A 14,319-nucleotide genomic window follows, 5' to 3' on the forward strand; every position below is an offset into this window, starting at 1 on the left:
GCGCGGCGGCGTCCCGACCGAATCACCCGGAGCAAGGTGTGTTTTTTATGCCATTCCAGCGCGGCGCTCGACGAGCAGCGGCGCGCTGGAATGACACAAATCCCGACCCCGGTATCAGCCGTTCCGGCAGCCCGGCATCCCTGTGCCGGACGGCCTGCGGTGCGCGTGACGCTACGCACCGCGCAAAAACAAAATGCCTGCATCAGCGGACTGACACAGGCATCTTGCTGGCGGCAATCGCCTCGATTACTTACGCAGACCCAGCTTCTCGATCAGCGCGCGGTAACGGTCGGCATCCTTGCCCTTGAGGTAGTCGAGCAGCTTGCGGCGGCGGCTCACCATGCGCAGCAGGCCGCGGCGGCTGTGGTGATCCTTCGCGTGGGTCTTGAAGTGACCCGTCAGTTCGACGATACGTGCGGTCAGCAGTGCGACCTGGACTTCGGGCGAACCCGTGTCGTTGGTACCGCGGGCGAACTGAGCAACGACTTCCGACTTCTTGATATCTGCAACAGACATGTGATTTCCTTGATTTCCTACTTCTAACTGGACAGGCGGACACGGAAGAATGGCCGTGCCGTGACTTACAACCGGCGGGCATTGTAGCACAACTGCACGCCGTTCCTACCGCCCCCTGTCACGGGCGCGTCATCGAGCACGTCGACGGCATCTGCGTGCGCTGTGCGGGCACCGCGAGAACCGTGCGGAAACCGTAGCCCGACCCCTCGTTGTCGAAGCGCACCCCCGGCGTGCCGGCCTTGTCCATTTCCATTACGTAAAGGGGCTGGATCAGCTGGTGATCCTGCGCCCGCATCGTCGATGCGTGGAAGCCGTCGTCGAACGACAGCCCTTCCAGCGCACGCGCCACCGCGACGGGGTCGGCCGATCCGGCACGGTTCATCGCGGCCGCGAGCATTTCGACCATCAGACTCATCCGGCGCACCGGATAGTCGTCCTGCGCAGCCGGGAAACGGGTCCGGAACGCACGATAGAACGCGTCCGACTTCGCGCCGCCCGCGTTCGGATGCCAGTCCGCGACCGCCACCACGCGCCCGACGCCCGCGTCGCCGAGCGCGGCCGGCGCGCCGAGGCTGTTGCCGTAGAACGTGTAGAACTTCGCGTTCAACCCCTGCTCGCGTGCCGCCTTCACGAGCAGCGTGAGATCGTTGCCCCAGTTGCCGGTCACGACGGCGTCCGCGCCGCTCGCGCGGATCTTCGCGACGTACGGCGAGAAATCCTTGATGCGGCCGATCGGGTGGAATTCGTCGCCGGCGATCGTCACGTCGGGGCGCCGCTCGGCGAGCGCCTGCCGTGCCAGCGTGCTGACGTCGTGACCGAAGCTGTAGTCCTGGTTCAGCAGATAGACCTTGCGCAGCGCGCGGTCGCGCGCCATCACGTCCGCGAGCGCGGCCATCCGCATCCCGGCGTGCGCATCGAAGCGGAAATGCCAGAAGCTGCAGCGCGCGCCGGTCAGCGCCGGATCGTCGGCCGAATAGTTGACGAACAACATCCGGTTGTCGGGGTTGCGCGCGTTCAGCTTGTCGAGCGCCGCGACGAGCGCGGCCGCGACCGCCGAGCTGTTGCCCTGCGCGACGAAGCCGATGCGCCGGTCCGCCGCCGCGCGCAGCTGCACGAGCGCCTCTTCGGGACTGCCCTTGCTGTCGAGCACGACCAGCTCGAGCGGATGCGCGCCGTCGCGCAGTTTCACGCCGCCCGCCGCGTTGACCTGCTCGACGCCGAAGCGCAGGTTGCGCTCGACCGCCGCGCCCGCGTTCGCGAACGGGCCCGACATCCCTTCGATCAGCGCGATCCGCACCGGCTCGCCGGCCGCGAACGCGGACGACGCCACCATCCATCCGGCGCTCAACGCGAGCGCGCATCGTTTCCACACCTGCATCGGCAACCTGTCCTCCAATCTGTCAGGGAAGCGCGGATCATAGGCCGGTGGTGGCGCCGGCCGCAAGCATGACGCTGCACGGCACCGAGACGGCGATCCGCACCGATTTTTGCTCCGCGATGCGCCGGCACGCGCGGTCCGTGATACAACTGAGCGGTTAGCGAGTTCTAGTTCTGGAGAATCTCATGCGCATTCGCATTCCCGTGCGCCTGCCGGTGCTGGCCGCCTGCGCGGCGGCGCTGCTCGCCGGCTGCGCACAACCGTGGCAGCAATACCAGGCCGGCCAGGACGAGTCGGCGATCGTCGCGCGCATGGGGCCGCCGCGCGAGATCTACGACCTGCCCGGCGGCGGCAAGCGCCTGATGTGGCCGACCCAGCCGATGGGCGAAATCACGATCGCGGCCGACGTCGACGCGGCGCACCGGATCGTCAACGTGCGCCAGGTGCTGCAGCCGAGCGAGTTCTATCGCGCGGAGATCGGCAAGTGGACCAAGACTGACGTGCTCGTGAACTTCGGCCGCCCGGTCGAGACGTCCTACTTCCCGCTGATGAAGCGCGAGGTGTGGACGTACCGGTATCTCGAAGACAACGTCTGGTACATGATGTACAGCTTCTACTTCGATCCGCAGGGCATCCTGCGCACCACGCAGAAAACCCCCGATCCGCTGCACGACCCCGATCGCCGCAATCTGTTCTGATCCGTCGATTACGCATTTACGCGAAATTTTCACAATGGCCATTCACGAATCATTGCGTGAATGGCCATTTCCTTTTTTCCGCCATATTCGATTAACCGCCAATACGGCGCGGCAATGCTTTCCGATCGACGGCCGCTCCGGCCGTCATTATCCGGATCCCTTGCGCCCCGGCCGGCGGCGGGAAACAGGCACCCGCGATGCATGTCATGCGTAGGATTGGTGCATTCGATGCACCGCGCCAGATCGAGTTGAAACAATTTGTATCAGTAACACCGGATGCTAGGGCATACCCCTAATATCAGTCGAAATTGAACCTTTCAATTTAGAAAGCATCCTATTGCTCCCCTTTGTCCGGTTTTCATTTATTTGCGTTGATCAGAAAGGAGTCCTCATGAACCGCCCCAAGAGCATGCTGGTTGCCAACATCGCCTGGGCCCGCGAGACGCGCGAACATACGCCCGGCTTCTTCGACGCGCTCGCGCGCGGCCAGAATCCGCGCGTGCTGTGGATCGGCTGCTCCGACAGCCGCGTGCCGGCCGAAACCATCACGCACAGCGTGCCCGGCGAGCTGTTCGTCCATCGCAACATCGCGAACCTGTTTCATCCCGACGACGACAACTCCGCGAGCGTGCTCGAGTACGCCGTGCGCGTGCTCGAGGTCGACCACGTGATCGTGTGCGGCCACTACGGCTGCGGCGGCGTACGCGCGTCGCTGCTGCCGCCGCCGGCCGATCTGCCGCACGTCGCGCGGCGCATCGCGCCGCTCTGCGCGCTTGCGCGGCGCCATCGCGACACGCTCGACGGCCTCGACGACACGGCTGCCGCCGACCGGCTCGCCGAACTGAACGTGCTCGAACAAGTGCGGCAGCTGCGCGCGTCGCCGATCGTGCGCGGCCGCCAGCGGCCGCCGCTCGTCCACGGCTGGATTTTCTCGCTTGCCGACGGCCGCCTGAACGAGCTCGACTCCGGCTACACCGCGCCGCCGGTCGAAACCGAACCGGAACAGGCTGCCGCGGCCGTCGCGCTCGGCTGATCCGCGCTTCCTCCCAACACCCATGAAATCGCCCCCATCATGAAACTGAACGAGCGCCTGTCCACCCTGCCGCGCGACATCGTCGCCGGCATCGTCGTTTTCCTCGTCGCGCTGCCGCTCTGTCTCGGCATCGCCAATGCGTCCGGCGTCGAACCGTTCGCCGGGCTCGTGTCCGGCATCGTCGGCGGCATCGTCGTCGCGCTGCTGAGCGGCTCGTCGCTGTCGGTCAGCGGACCGGCCGCCGGCCTCGTCGTGATCGTCGTCGAAGGGATCGCTCAACTCGGCAGCTTTTCCGCGTTCCTGCTCGCGGTGCTGCTATCCGGCGTGCTGCAGTTCGGCTTCGGCATGCTGCGCGCCGGCCGCTTCGCCGCGTACGTGCCGTCGCCGGTCATCAAGGGCATGCTCGCCGCGATCGGCTTGCTGCTGATCGTCAAGCAGATTCCGTTCGCATTCGGCATTGGCGGCCCGGCCACGCAATCGTTTGCTTCGTGGCCGGACATGCCCGCTGCGTGGGCCGCCACGGCGATCGCGATCGCATCGCTGGCGCTGCTGGTCGCGTGGGACACACCGGCATTCAAGCGGTTCGCGTGGGTGCGCTCGGTGCCCGCGCCGCTCGCGGTCGTCGTGCTCGGCATCGGCGCGACGCTCGTGCTCGGCGCGATCGCCCCGGCGGCCGCACCGGGCGCCGCGCATCGCGTCACGCTGCCGGAGTTCGACTCGTTCGCGGCGCTCGCGGCATCGCTCAAGCACGCGGAACTCGGCCCGAACTTCGCACAACTGGCCAATCCGGACGTGTGGCGCGTGGCGATCACGCTTGCGGTCGTCGCGAGCCTCGAGACGCTGCTGTGCCTCGAAGCGGTCGAACAGATCGATCCGAAGCGGCGGCCGACGCAACCCGATCGCGAGCTGAAGGCACAGGGCGTCGGCAATCTCGTCGCGGGCGCCGTCGGCGGCCTGCCGATCACGTCGGTGATCGTGCGCAGTTCGGCCAACGTCAACGCCGGCGCGCAAAGCCGGATGTCGGCGATCGTGCACGGGATCCTGCTGCTTGCGAGCGTGTTCGCGCTCACCGGCCTGATCAACCTGATCCCGCTCGCGAGCCTCGCCGCGATCCTGATCCACACCGGTCTGAAGCTCGCGAAACCGGCGCTGTTCCGCTCGGTGATGAAGCAAGGCCCGGCCGCGTTCGTGCCGTTCGCGGCGACGATCGCGGGCGTGCTCGCGGTCGACCTGCTGTTCGGCATCGCAATGGGCCTCGCATGCAGCGTGTTCGCAGTCGCCGCCGCCAACCTGAAGAGCCCCGTCACGCTCGCGCAGCACGACGACCACTTCCTGCTGTCGTTCCGCAAGGACGTGTCGTTCCTCGGCAAGGTGCAGGTCAAGCATCACCTGCGCCACATTCCGGACCGCGCGGCCGTGATCATCGATGCGACACGCGCCGACTACATCGACCACGACGTGCTCGAGGTGCTCGACGCGTTCATCGCCGATGCGCCTCGGCGCGGAATCACGGTCGAATTCCGCCGGCGCAGCCCGGCAGCGAGCCCGACCGCGCGCCGCTGGCTGTTGCGCACACCGGCCGCCGAATGACCGCCGCATGACAAAACGCCCCGGCGGCACAAGGCCGCGCGGGGCGTTTCAGGCGTTTCACGCGCTCGGCGCGCGGCGCTTACGCGCGCTGCGGGTTGAGCTTGTCGTCCTTCGAGTGCAGCTTGTTCAGCGCGGCGATGTACGCCTTCGCGGACGCCGCGACGATGTCCGGATCGGTGCCGACGCCGTTGACGATCCGGCCGCTCTTCGACAGCCGCACCGTCACTTCACCCTGCGCCTGCGTGCCGGTCGTGATCGCGTTCACCGAGTACAGCAGCAGTTCGGAACCGCTGCCGACCTCGCTCTCGATCGCGTTCAGCGTCGCGTCGACCGGGCCGTTGCCGCGCGCTTCGCCGGTCACTTCCTTGCCCTCGACCGCGAACACGACCTTCGCCTGCGGCTGCTCGCCGGTTTCCGAATGCTGCGACAGCGACACGAACTTGAAGTGTTCCTGCTCCTGCGCGAGCGCGGATTCCTCGGAGACGATCGCGATGATGTCTTCATCGAAGATCTCGGCCTTGCGGTCGGCCAGATCCTTGAAGCGCATGAACGCGGCGTTCAGTTCCGCTTCGCTGTCGAGCGACACGCCGAGCTCCTGCAGGCGCTGCTTGAACGCGTTGCGGCCCGACAGCTTGCCGAGCACGATCTTGTTCGCGGTCCAGCCCACGTCTTCCGCGCGCATGATCTCGTAGGTGTCGCGCGCCTTCAGCACGCCGTCCTGGTGGATGCCCGACGCGTGCGCGAAAGCGTTCGCGCCGACCACGGCCTTGTTCGGCTGCACGACGAAACCGGTGATCTGCGACACGAGCTTCGACGTCGGCACGATCTGCGTCGTGTCGATGCCGACGTCGAGGCCGAAGTAGTCCTTGCGGGTCTTCACCGCCATCACGATTTCCTCGAGCGACGTGTTGCCCGCGCGCTCGCCGAGACCGTTGATCGTGCACTCGACCTGGCGCGCCCCGCCGATCTTCACGCCGGCGAGCGAGTTCGCGACCGCCATCCCGAGGTCGTTGTGGCAATGCACGGAGAAGATCGCCTTGTCCGAGTTCGGAATGCGTTCGCGCAGCGTCTTCACGAGTTTGCCGTACAGCTCCGGCACGCCATAGCCGACCGTGTCGGCGATATTGATCGTCGTCGCGCCTTCGTCGATCACGGCTTCCAGCACGCGGCACAGGAAGTCGAGATCCGAACGGCTGCCGTCTTCCGGCGAGAATTCGACGTTGTCGGTGAACTTGCGCGCGAAGCGCACCGCGAGGCGCGCCTGCTCGAACACCTGGTCCGGCGTCATGCGCAGCTTCTTTTCCATGTGCAGCGGCGACGTCGCAATGAACGTGTGGATCCGCGAGCTGTTGGCCGGCTTCAGCGCATCGGCCGCACGCTGGATGTCCTTGTCGTTCGCGCGCGCCAGCGAGCAGATCGTGCTGTCCTTCACGAGACCGGCGATCGTCTGGATCGCATCGAAGTCGCCGTTCGAGCTGGCCGCGAAGCCGGCCTCGATCACGTCGACCTTCATCCGCTCGAGATGCTTCGCGATGCGGATTTTCTCTTCCTTCGTCATCGACGCACCGGGCGATTGTTCGCCGTCACGCAACGTCGTATCGAAAATGATCAGCTTGTCTGTCATGGGGGGCTCCAGGGCTCTTTATACGGGAATCAAACGTAATGAGATCGCGCCACCGCTGGCGACGCTCAACAACAGACGAGGCTTGACGGAGGGCGAGAACGGTCAGCGCGGCAGGCGCGCCAAAGCTAGCGCGCGTAGCGGCGCACCGGCTAGAAGGAGGGAGAGGCGGGGAAATGCAGTCATGCCGAAGACTATAGCGACATTCCGCTGGGTGCGCAATCGGACGACGCCCGGGATGGCGGGCCGTGCATGCGAAAAAGGGGCAAATGAAAACGGCGGCCCGAAGCCGCCGTTTCAGCGCAAATCGCGCGTCAGTGATCGCGCTGCGACGAGCGCGCGGGGTTCCCGCGCCCGCGCATCGCCTGGTAGGCCCAGAACACGTAGCCGGACAGCCCGTACAGCACGAACAGGCAGAACAGCATCAGCGGCGGATCGGACGACACGAGCACGAACGCAACGACGACCAGCAGGATCGCCGCGAACGGCACGCGGTGCCGCACGTCGAGCGCCTTGCCGCTGTAGAACGGCGCGTTGGACACCATCGTCACGCCCGCGTAGATCGTCAGCGCGAACGCGACCCACGGCAGCCAGCCGAGCTTCATCGGCACGCGGTTGTCGGTCGCGAGCCACACGAAACCGGCGATCAGCGCAGCGGCGGCCGGGCTCGGCAGCCCCTGGAAGAAGCGCTTGTCGACCACGCCGATGTTCGTGTTGAAGCGCGCGAGCCGCAGCGCGGCGCCCGAGCAGTAGACGAACGCCGCGAGCCAGCCCCAGCGGCCGAGGTCCTTCAGCACCCATTCGTACATCACGAGCGCGGGCGCGACGCCGAACGACACCATGTCCGACAGGCTGTCGAACTGTTCGCCGAACGCGCTTTGCGTGTGGGTCATCCGCGCGACGCGGCCGTCCATCCCGTCCAGCACCATCGCGACGAAGATCGCGATCGCAGCGATCTCGAAGCGCACGTTCATCGCCTGCACGACCGCGAAGAAACCGCAGAACAACGCGGCGGTCGTGAACGCGTTCGGCAGCAGGTAGATGCCGCGCGTCTTCAGGAATCGCTGGCGCGCGGCGCGGCGGCTTTCGCTCGGCACCGGATCGGTCGCCAGCACCTTGTTGCGGCGGAACGGGCGCGGCGGCTGGCTGGTGCCGTTGCGCGACCGGCGCGGTTTGAATGCGGCCATCGTGCGTCCTCGCCGCTTACTGTTCGAGCTCGGCGAGGATCGTCGACGACGCGTAGACCTTCTCGCCGATCGACACCTTCGCGCGGCTGCCGAGCGGCAGGTACACGTCGACGCGCGAACCGAAGCGGATGAAACCGTAACGCTGGCCGCGCGACAGCGGCTCGCCGGCGCGCACGTAGCAGAGGATCCGGCGCGCGATCAGGCCGGCGATCTGCACGGACGTGACGGTCTTGCCGCTCGCCGTCTGGATCACGACCGCGTTGCGCTCGTTCTCGGCCGATGCCTTGTCGATCGCCGCGTTCAGGAACGCGCCCGGGAAGTATTCGACCTTGGAGATCGCGCCGTCGACTGGCGAGCGCTGCGAATGGACGTTGAACACGTTCATGAACACGCTGATCTTCAGCGCTTCGCGGTTCGCGTACGGATCCTGCGTGGTCTCGACCGCGACGATGCGGCCGTCCGCCGGGCACAGCACCGCGTTCGGCTGCGCCGGAATCGGGCGCTGCGGGTCGCGGAAGAACTGGACGACGAAGACGAGCAGCAGCCAGAACGGCCAAGCGAAGCCGAAGCCCCCGACGGCGTGGATCAACAACGCGATGACGGCTGCGATCGCGATGAACGGCCAGCCTTCGCGCGCGATGATCGGATGAGGATAGTTCATGGGTTCGTTCGGTATTCGGTGAATTGCAAAGCCCGTAGGATAGCAAAAGCCGCCCGGGGCACTGCTGCCTTCGGGCGGCTTTTTGATACCGACCCTCCACTCGAAGGGCCGGAACAGCACGTTTTGCTGCTATTGGTGCTTAGTTCTTCGTCTGGTCGACGAGCTTGTTCTTCGCGATCCACGGCATCATCGCGCGCAGCTTCGCACCGACCTGCTCGATCTGGTGCTCGGCCGTCAGGCGGCGGCGCGACTGCAGCGTCGGCGCGCCTGCCTTGTTCTCGAGGATGAAGCTCTTCGCGTACTCGCCGGTCTGGATGTCGGTCAGGCACTGCTTCATCGCCTTCTTCGTCTCTTCCGTGACGATGCGCGGGCCCGTCACGTACTCGCCGTACTCGGCGTTGTTCGAGATCGAGTAGTTCATGTTCGCGATGCCGCCTTCGTAGATCAGGTCGACGATCAGCTTCAGCTCGTGCAGGCACTCGAAGTACGCCATTTCCGGCGCGTACCCTGCCTCGACCAGCGTCTCGAAGCCGGCCTTGATCAGTTCGACGGTACCGCCGCACAGCACGGCCTGCTCGCCGAACAGGTCGGTTTCGGTCTCTTCACGGAAGTTCGTCTCGATGATGCCCGCACGGCCGCCGCCGTTCGCTGCCGCGTACGACAGCGCGATGTCGCGTGCCGCGCCCGACTTGTTTTGCGCAACCGCGATCAGGTGCGGCACGCCGCCGCCTTGCGAGTACGTGCCGCGCACGGTATGGCCCGGCGCCTTCGGCGCGATCATGATCACGTCGAGGTCCGCGCGCGGAATCACCGCGCCGTAGTGGACGTTGAAGCCGTGTGCGAATGCCAGCGCCGCGCCCTGCTTGATGTTCGCGTGCACTTCCTTCGCGTAGACGTCGGCGATCTGCTCGTCCGGCAGCAGCATCATGACGACGTCCGCGTTCTTCACTGCTTCCGCGACTTCCTTGACCGACAGGCCTGCGTTCTCGGCCTTGCTCCACGACGCGCCGCCCTTGCGAAGGCCGACCGTCACGTTCACGCCGCTGTCCTTCAGGTTCAGTGCGTGTGCATGGCCTTGCGAGCCGTAGCCGATGATCGTGACTTGCTTGCCCTTGATGAGGGAGAGGTCGGCGTCTTTGTCGTAGAAAACGTTCATGATGGTTCCTTCGCTAATTCAAAAATTCAACAATTCGTTCGGATTGGGTACTGCGGGCCGGGACATGACGGCGCACCCGGCGTGCCTTCTTGCAATATCGGCATCACACCTTCAGGATGCGCTCGCCGCGTCCGATGCCGGAGCTGCCGGTCCGCACGGTCTCTAGGATCGCGCTGGCGTCCAGCCCCTGGATGAATGCGTCGAGCTTGTCGCTCGCGCCCGTCAATTCGATCGTGTAGGTCTTTTCGGTCACGTCGATGATGCGGCCGCGGAAAATGTCCGACATCCGCTTCATTTCTTCGCGCTCCTTGCCCACTGCACGTACCTTGATCAGCATCAGCTCGCGTTCGATGTGTGCACCGTCGGTCAGGTCCACCACTTTCACCACCTCGATCAGGCGGTTCAGATGCTTCGTGATCTGTTCGATCACGTCGTCCGAGCCAATGGAAACGATGGTGAGCCGCGACAGCGATTGGTCTTCGGTCGGCGCCACCGTCAAGGTTTCGATGTTGTAGCCGCGTGCGGAAAACAGACCGACCACGCGCGACAGCGCGCCCGGTTCGTTTTCCAGCAGGACGGAAATGATGTGTCTCATGTTCGCTTCTTCCAGAATGTGTCCGTGTCGATTCACTCGCGCCGCGCGCCGCCCGCTGCCGCACCGCCCTTCGTGAAGGCGGCCGCGCCGGCCCCGGCGCGCGTCGCGCCGTTACAGATCTTCCGATCCGAGCAGCATCTCGGTGATGCCCTTGCCGGCCTGTACCATCGGCCAGACGTTTTCGGTCGGATCGGTCTGGAAGTCGAGAAACACGGTGCGGTCCTTCAGGCGCAGCGCTTCCTTCAGCGCCGGCTCCACATCCGAGGTCTTTTCGATCCGCATGCCGACATGGCCGTACGCTTCGGCGAGCTTCACGAAGTCAGGCAGCGCATCCATGTACGAATGCGAATAGCGCTTGCTGTATTCGATCTGCTGCCACTGGCGGACCATGCCGAGATAGCGGTTGTTCAGCGAAATGATCTTGACCGGCGTGTCGTACTGCAGGCACGTCGACAGTTCCTGGATGCACATCTGGATCGAGCCTTCGCCCGTGATGCACAGCACGTCGTCGTCCGGGTGCGCCATCTTGACGCCCATCGCCGCCGGCAGGCCGAAGCCCATCGTGCCGAGCCCGCCGGAGTTGATCCAGCGACGCGGCTTGTTGAAACGGTAGAACTGCGCGGCCCACATCTGGTGCTGGCCGACGTCCGAGCACACGAACGCGTTGCCGTCCGTCAGCTCCCACGCCTTCTCGACCACGTACTGCGGCTTGATGATCTCGCTTTCGCGGTCGAACTTCAGGCAGTCCTTCGCGCGCCAGCTCTCGATGTCCTTCCACCATTGCGCGAGCGCGGCGGTGTCGGGGCCATGCTCGGCCGTCTGCAGCTGCTCGATCAGCTCCTTCAGCACTTCCTTCACGTCGCCGACGATCGGGATGTCGACCTTCACGCGCTTCGAGATCGACGACGGGTCGATGTCGATGTGAATGATCTTGCGCGGGCGCGACGCGAAGTGCGCCGGATCGCCGATCACGCGGTCGTCGAAGCGGGCGCCGATCGCGATCAGCACGTCGCAGTGCTGCATCGCCATGTTCGCTTCGTAGGTGCCGTGCATGCCGAGCATGCCGAGGAATTTCTTGTCCGACGCGCGGTAGCCGCCGAGGCCCATCAGCGTGTTCGTGACCGGGTAGCCGAGCAGATCGGCGAACTGGTTCAGCTCGCGCGACGCGTCGGCGAGGATGATCCCGCCGCCCGTGTAGATGTACGGACGCTTCGCCGACAGCAGCAGCGACACGGCCTTGCGGATCTGACCCGAATGCCCTTTCGTGACCGGGTTGTACGAACGCAGCGACACGCTCTTGACCGGCTCGTATTGGCACGGCGTCTTCGAGATGTCCTTCGGGATGTCGATCAGGACCGGGCCGGGACGGCCGGTGCGCGCGATGTAGAACGCCTTCTTGACGGTTTCCGCGAGATCGCGCACGTCCTTCACGAGGAAGTTGTGCTTCACGCACGGACGCGTGATGCCGACCGTGTCGCATTCCTGGAACGCGTCCTGGCCGATCGCGGCAGTCGGCACCTGGCCGCTGATCACGACCATCGGGATCGAATCCATGTAGGCCGTCGCGATGCCGGTCACCGCATTGGTGACGCCCGGGCCGGACGTCACGAGACAGACGCCGACGTTGCCGGTGGAACGCGCATACGCGTCGGCTGCGTGCACGGCCGCCTGTTCGTGGCGCACCAGCACGTGCTGAATCTTGTCCTGCTTGTAAAGCTCGTCGTAGATGTAGAGTACCGAGCCGCCGGGGTAGCCCCAGATGAATTCGACGTTCTCGTCGGCCAGTGCCTTCATGAGCACGGTGGCGCCGATGGAGTCGCTATCGGGAGGGGAAAGGGGTTCCGACGTGGAGAATTCCGCGCTGGGCATGTTCATTTTGACCTTTCGAATTTTCGGCAAAAAATTGATCGGGTGCTCTCTGCCGGGCTTGTGGCTCGGGTTCAAGCGGCGCGTCCAGTTGAAGGGCGGGCTTCTTGGGCCAGCCTCAAATGAGACTATCACTTCATGTTGCGAATCGCTGACGATAGCGGGTCGTGGTGGGGCCGTCAAGCAAAATATCCCGCAGCGCATCATGGCCCGCCGCCGCCGGCACGCGCACGCGGCTCGCGCGCAACGTGCGGTGCCGCAACCGGTGCCAACTCACGCGAAAATTTGTTAGCATCCGCGGGTTTTACGAAATTTTTCGACCTTTCACACGCCGCAGTCCGCAGCGCATACCTTTACGGAATGGCATCAGACAAGGAACTCGCCGACTTTCTGGCGGGCGTCGAAAGGCGCGCGTTCAAGCAGGCTGCGTACGCCGTGCGGGACGACGATGCGTCGCTCGACATCGTGCAGGACGCGATGATCAAGCTGGCGGAGAAATACGGCGACCGGCCGGCGGCCGAGCTGCCGCTGCTGTTCCAGCGGATCCTGCAGAACGCGATCCACGACTGGTTCCGCCGGCAGAAGGTCCGCAACACGTGGGTCACGCTCTTCTCGTCGCTGAACAGCACGGACGACGACGACTTCGATCCACTGGAAACGCTGGAATCCGCGGACGACAATGCAGGCGTCGAGAGCACCGAGCACCGCCTCGAACGGGAACAGGTTCTGGCCCTGATCGACGAAGAAATCCAGAAACTCCCGACGCGTCAACGGGAAGCGTTCCTGATGCGTTATTGGGAAGATATGGATGTCGCCGAGACTGCCGCCGCAATGGGGTGCTCCGAAGGCAGCGTCAAGACGCACTGCTCGCGAGCCACCCACACCCTGGCGCAAGCGCTCAAGGCCAAAGGAATCACGCTATGAGCTCCGCTCCCGTAAACCGAGAACACGAATTCGCGCTGAAGGTCCGCCGCGCGCTGGACGAACGTGCCGCGGCGCTGCCTGCCGCGACCACCGACCGTCTGGCCGCCGCACGCCGGGCCGCGCTCGCGCGCAAGAAGCCGGAAGCCGCGGCCGCGCCGGTGTTCGTACCGGCGTTCGCCGGTGCGGCCGGCACGTACGGCACGCCGCCCGCGAGCCGCCCGCGCGCGTCGTTCGCGCGCCGGCTGCTGCGCGCGTGGCCGCTCGCGCTGCTGCTCGCGGGGCTCGTCGGCATCGCCTACTGGGAAGACATGCAGCGCACCGCCGAGCTCGCCGACATCGACGCGGCAATGCTCAGCGACGACCTGCCGCTCAACGCGTATCTCGATCACGGGTTCAACGCGTATCTTTCGCGCGCACGCTAACAGACAATACGAGGGGATCGCACGGGTGAGTCAGAAACGCGGCCTGGCCGTATTTTTCGGATGTGTGATCGCGATCGCCGTTTCGTACGTCGCCACCTATTCCCGATTCAACCCGCCCCCCGCGGCTTCCACCGCGGCCAGCAGCGCACCTGCGCCGAGCTCGGCCGCCGCCGGCCTGACCACCGAACTGCCTCCGCTGCCCCTGCCGCTGCCGGCCGCCAACGGCCCGCTGTCATGGGCGCGGCTGACGCCCGCGCAACGCGCGGCGCTCGCGCCGTTTGCCGACCAGTGGGACGGCTTCAGCGACGCACGCAAGCGCAAATGGCTGAAGATCGCATCGCGTTTCGCGAAGTTGACGCCCGATGCCCAGAAGCACCTGCAGGAACGGATGTCCGAATGGGTGCGGATGACGCCCGAGCAACGCCGCGTCGCGCGCGAGAACTACCAGAGCGCGAAGGAGCTGTCCGCGCAGGCGCGCGAACGCGCGTGGAAGGCCTATCAGCAATTGCCTGAAGAACAGAAGCAACGGCTGGCCGCGACCGAGCGCCGGCGCCGGCCGAGCGTCGTCAGCGCGCCGCCGACCGTCGCCGACCGCGACGTGCGCCGCCTCGTCAATTCGCACGACCATCCGGCGAGCAACGCCGCGCCCGCATCGGCGCCCGCGTCGGCCGG

The 14,319-nt window shown here is 65.6% G+C and carries 14 protein-coding genes; 6 read left to right on the top strand and 8 right to left on the bottom strand.

Going from position 1 to position 14,319, the window contains the following annotated elements; translation table 11 throughout:
• Positions 1-246: 246 nt before the first annotated feature.
• Complete coding sequence (gene rpsO / locus BSE24067_RS28090; protein ID WP_006398792.1) at positions 247-516, bottom strand: 30S ribosomal protein S15; 270 nt, start codon at positions 514-516, stop codon at positions 247-249.
• A 118-nt stretch (positions 517-634) separates the two neighbouring features.
• Positions 635-1,894 (bottom strand): branched-chain amino acid ABC transporter substrate-binding protein, encoded by a 1,260-nt coding sequence (locus tag BSE24067_RS28095; RefSeq protein ID WP_151065508.1) that lies wholly within the window; start codon positions 1,892-1,894, stop codon positions 635-637.
• A gap of 185 nt (positions 1,895-2,079) precedes the next feature.
• Between BSE24067_RS28095 and BSE24067_RS28100 the strand changes: the two genes are divergently transcribed.
• The 3 genes from BSE24067_RS28100 to BSE24067_RS28110 all read left to right on the top strand — a co-directional run bounded on the left by BSE24067_RS28100 (position 2,080) and on the right by BSE24067_RS28110 (position 5,215).
• Positions 2,080-2,592, top strand: coding sequence for a hypothetical protein (locus tag BSE24067_RS28100; RefSeq protein WP_151065507.1), 513 nt, complete (start codon positions 2,080-2,082; stop codon positions 2,590-2,592).
• 391 nt (positions 2,593-2,983) lie between these two features.
• Entirely contained in the window at positions 2,984-3,625 is a 642-nt protein-coding gene (locus tag BSE24067_RS28105; protein ID WP_151065506.1) for a carbonic anhydrase, read from the top strand.
• 39 nt (positions 3,626-3,664) lie between these two features.
• Positions 3,665-5,215: a SulP family inorganic anion transporter gene (locus BSE24067_RS28110; protein ID WP_151065505.1), complete on the top strand. Its 1,551-nt coding sequence runs from the start codon at positions 3,665-3,667 to the stop codon at positions 5,213-5,215.
• A gap of 79 nt (positions 5,216-5,294) precedes the next feature.
• Here the strand turns inward: BSE24067_RS28110 and BSE24067_RS28115 are convergent, their stop codons facing one another.
• From BSE24067_RS28115 to BSE24067_RS28140, 6 genes are all read right to left on the bottom strand, one after another.
• On the bottom strand, positions 5,295-6,839 hold the full coding sequence (locus BSE24067_RS28115) for a 2-isopropylmalate synthase (RefSeq protein ID WP_151065504.1): 1,545 nt from the start codon (positions 6,837-6,839) through the stop codon (positions 5,295-5,297).
• A gap of 311 nt (positions 6,840-7,150) precedes the next feature.
• Entirely contained in the window at positions 7,151-8,023 is an 873-nt protein-coding gene (gene pssA, locus BSE24067_RS28120; protein WP_151065503.1) for a CDP-diacylglycerol--serine O-phosphatidyltransferase, read from the bottom strand.
• A 16-nt stretch (positions 8,024-8,039) separates the two neighbouring features.
• Complete coding sequence (locus BSE24067_RS28125; protein ID WP_151065502.1) at positions 8,040-8,684, bottom strand: phosphatidylserine decarboxylase; 645 nt, start codon at positions 8,682-8,684, stop codon at positions 8,040-8,042.
• A 139-nt stretch (positions 8,685-8,823) separates the two neighbouring features.
• The gene (gene ilvC / locus BSE24067_RS28130; protein ID WP_040144685.1) at positions 8,824-9,840 is read right to left on the bottom strand and encodes a ketol-acid reductoisomerase; all 1,017 of its coding nucleotides are present in this window, start codon (positions 9,838-9,840) and stop codon (positions 8,824-8,826) included.
• A gap of 103 nt (positions 9,841-9,943) precedes the next feature.
• Entirely contained in the window at positions 9,944-10,435 is a 492-nt protein-coding gene (gene ilvN, locus BSE24067_RS28135; protein ID WP_006750445.1) for an acetolactate synthase small subunit, read from the bottom strand.
• A 111-nt stretch (positions 10,436-10,546) separates the two neighbouring features.
• On the bottom strand, positions 10,547-12,310 hold the full coding sequence (locus BSE24067_RS28140) for an acetolactate synthase 3 catalytic subunit (RefSeq protein ID WP_151065501.1): 1,764 nt from the start codon (positions 12,308-12,310) through the stop codon (positions 10,547-10,549).
• Positions 12,311-12,661: 351 nt separating this feature from the next.
• On the opposite strand from BSE24067_RS28140, the gene BSE24067_RS28145 reads away from it, so the two are divergent.
• From BSE24067_RS28145 to BSE24067_RS28155, 3 genes are all read left to right on the top strand, one after another.
• The gene (locus tag BSE24067_RS28145; protein ID WP_151065500.1) at positions 12,662-13,225 is read left to right on the top strand and encodes an RNA polymerase sigma factor; all 564 of its coding nucleotides are present in this window, start codon (positions 12,662-12,664) and stop codon (positions 13,223-13,225) included.
• Positions 13,222-13,647 (top strand): DUF3619 family protein, encoded by a 426-nt coding sequence (locus tag BSE24067_RS28150; protein ID WP_174904927.1) that lies wholly within the window; start codon positions 13,222-13,224, stop codon positions 13,645-13,647. The genes BSE24067_RS28145 and BSE24067_RS28150 overlap by 4 nt, the downstream gene beginning before the upstream one ends.
• A gap of 25 nt (positions 13,648-13,672) precedes the next feature.
• Positions 13,673-14,319 (top strand): DUF3106 domain-containing protein (locus BSE24067_RS28155; protein ID WP_174904929.1); only part of this gene is annotated, 647 nt, incomplete at its 3' end.

Origin of the sequence: Burkholderia latens, from assembly GCF_902499045.1 — a bacterium.
GTDB classification, from domain to species: Bacteria; Pseudomonadota; Gammaproteobacteria; order Burkholderiales; family Burkholderiaceae; genus Burkholderia; species Burkholderia latens.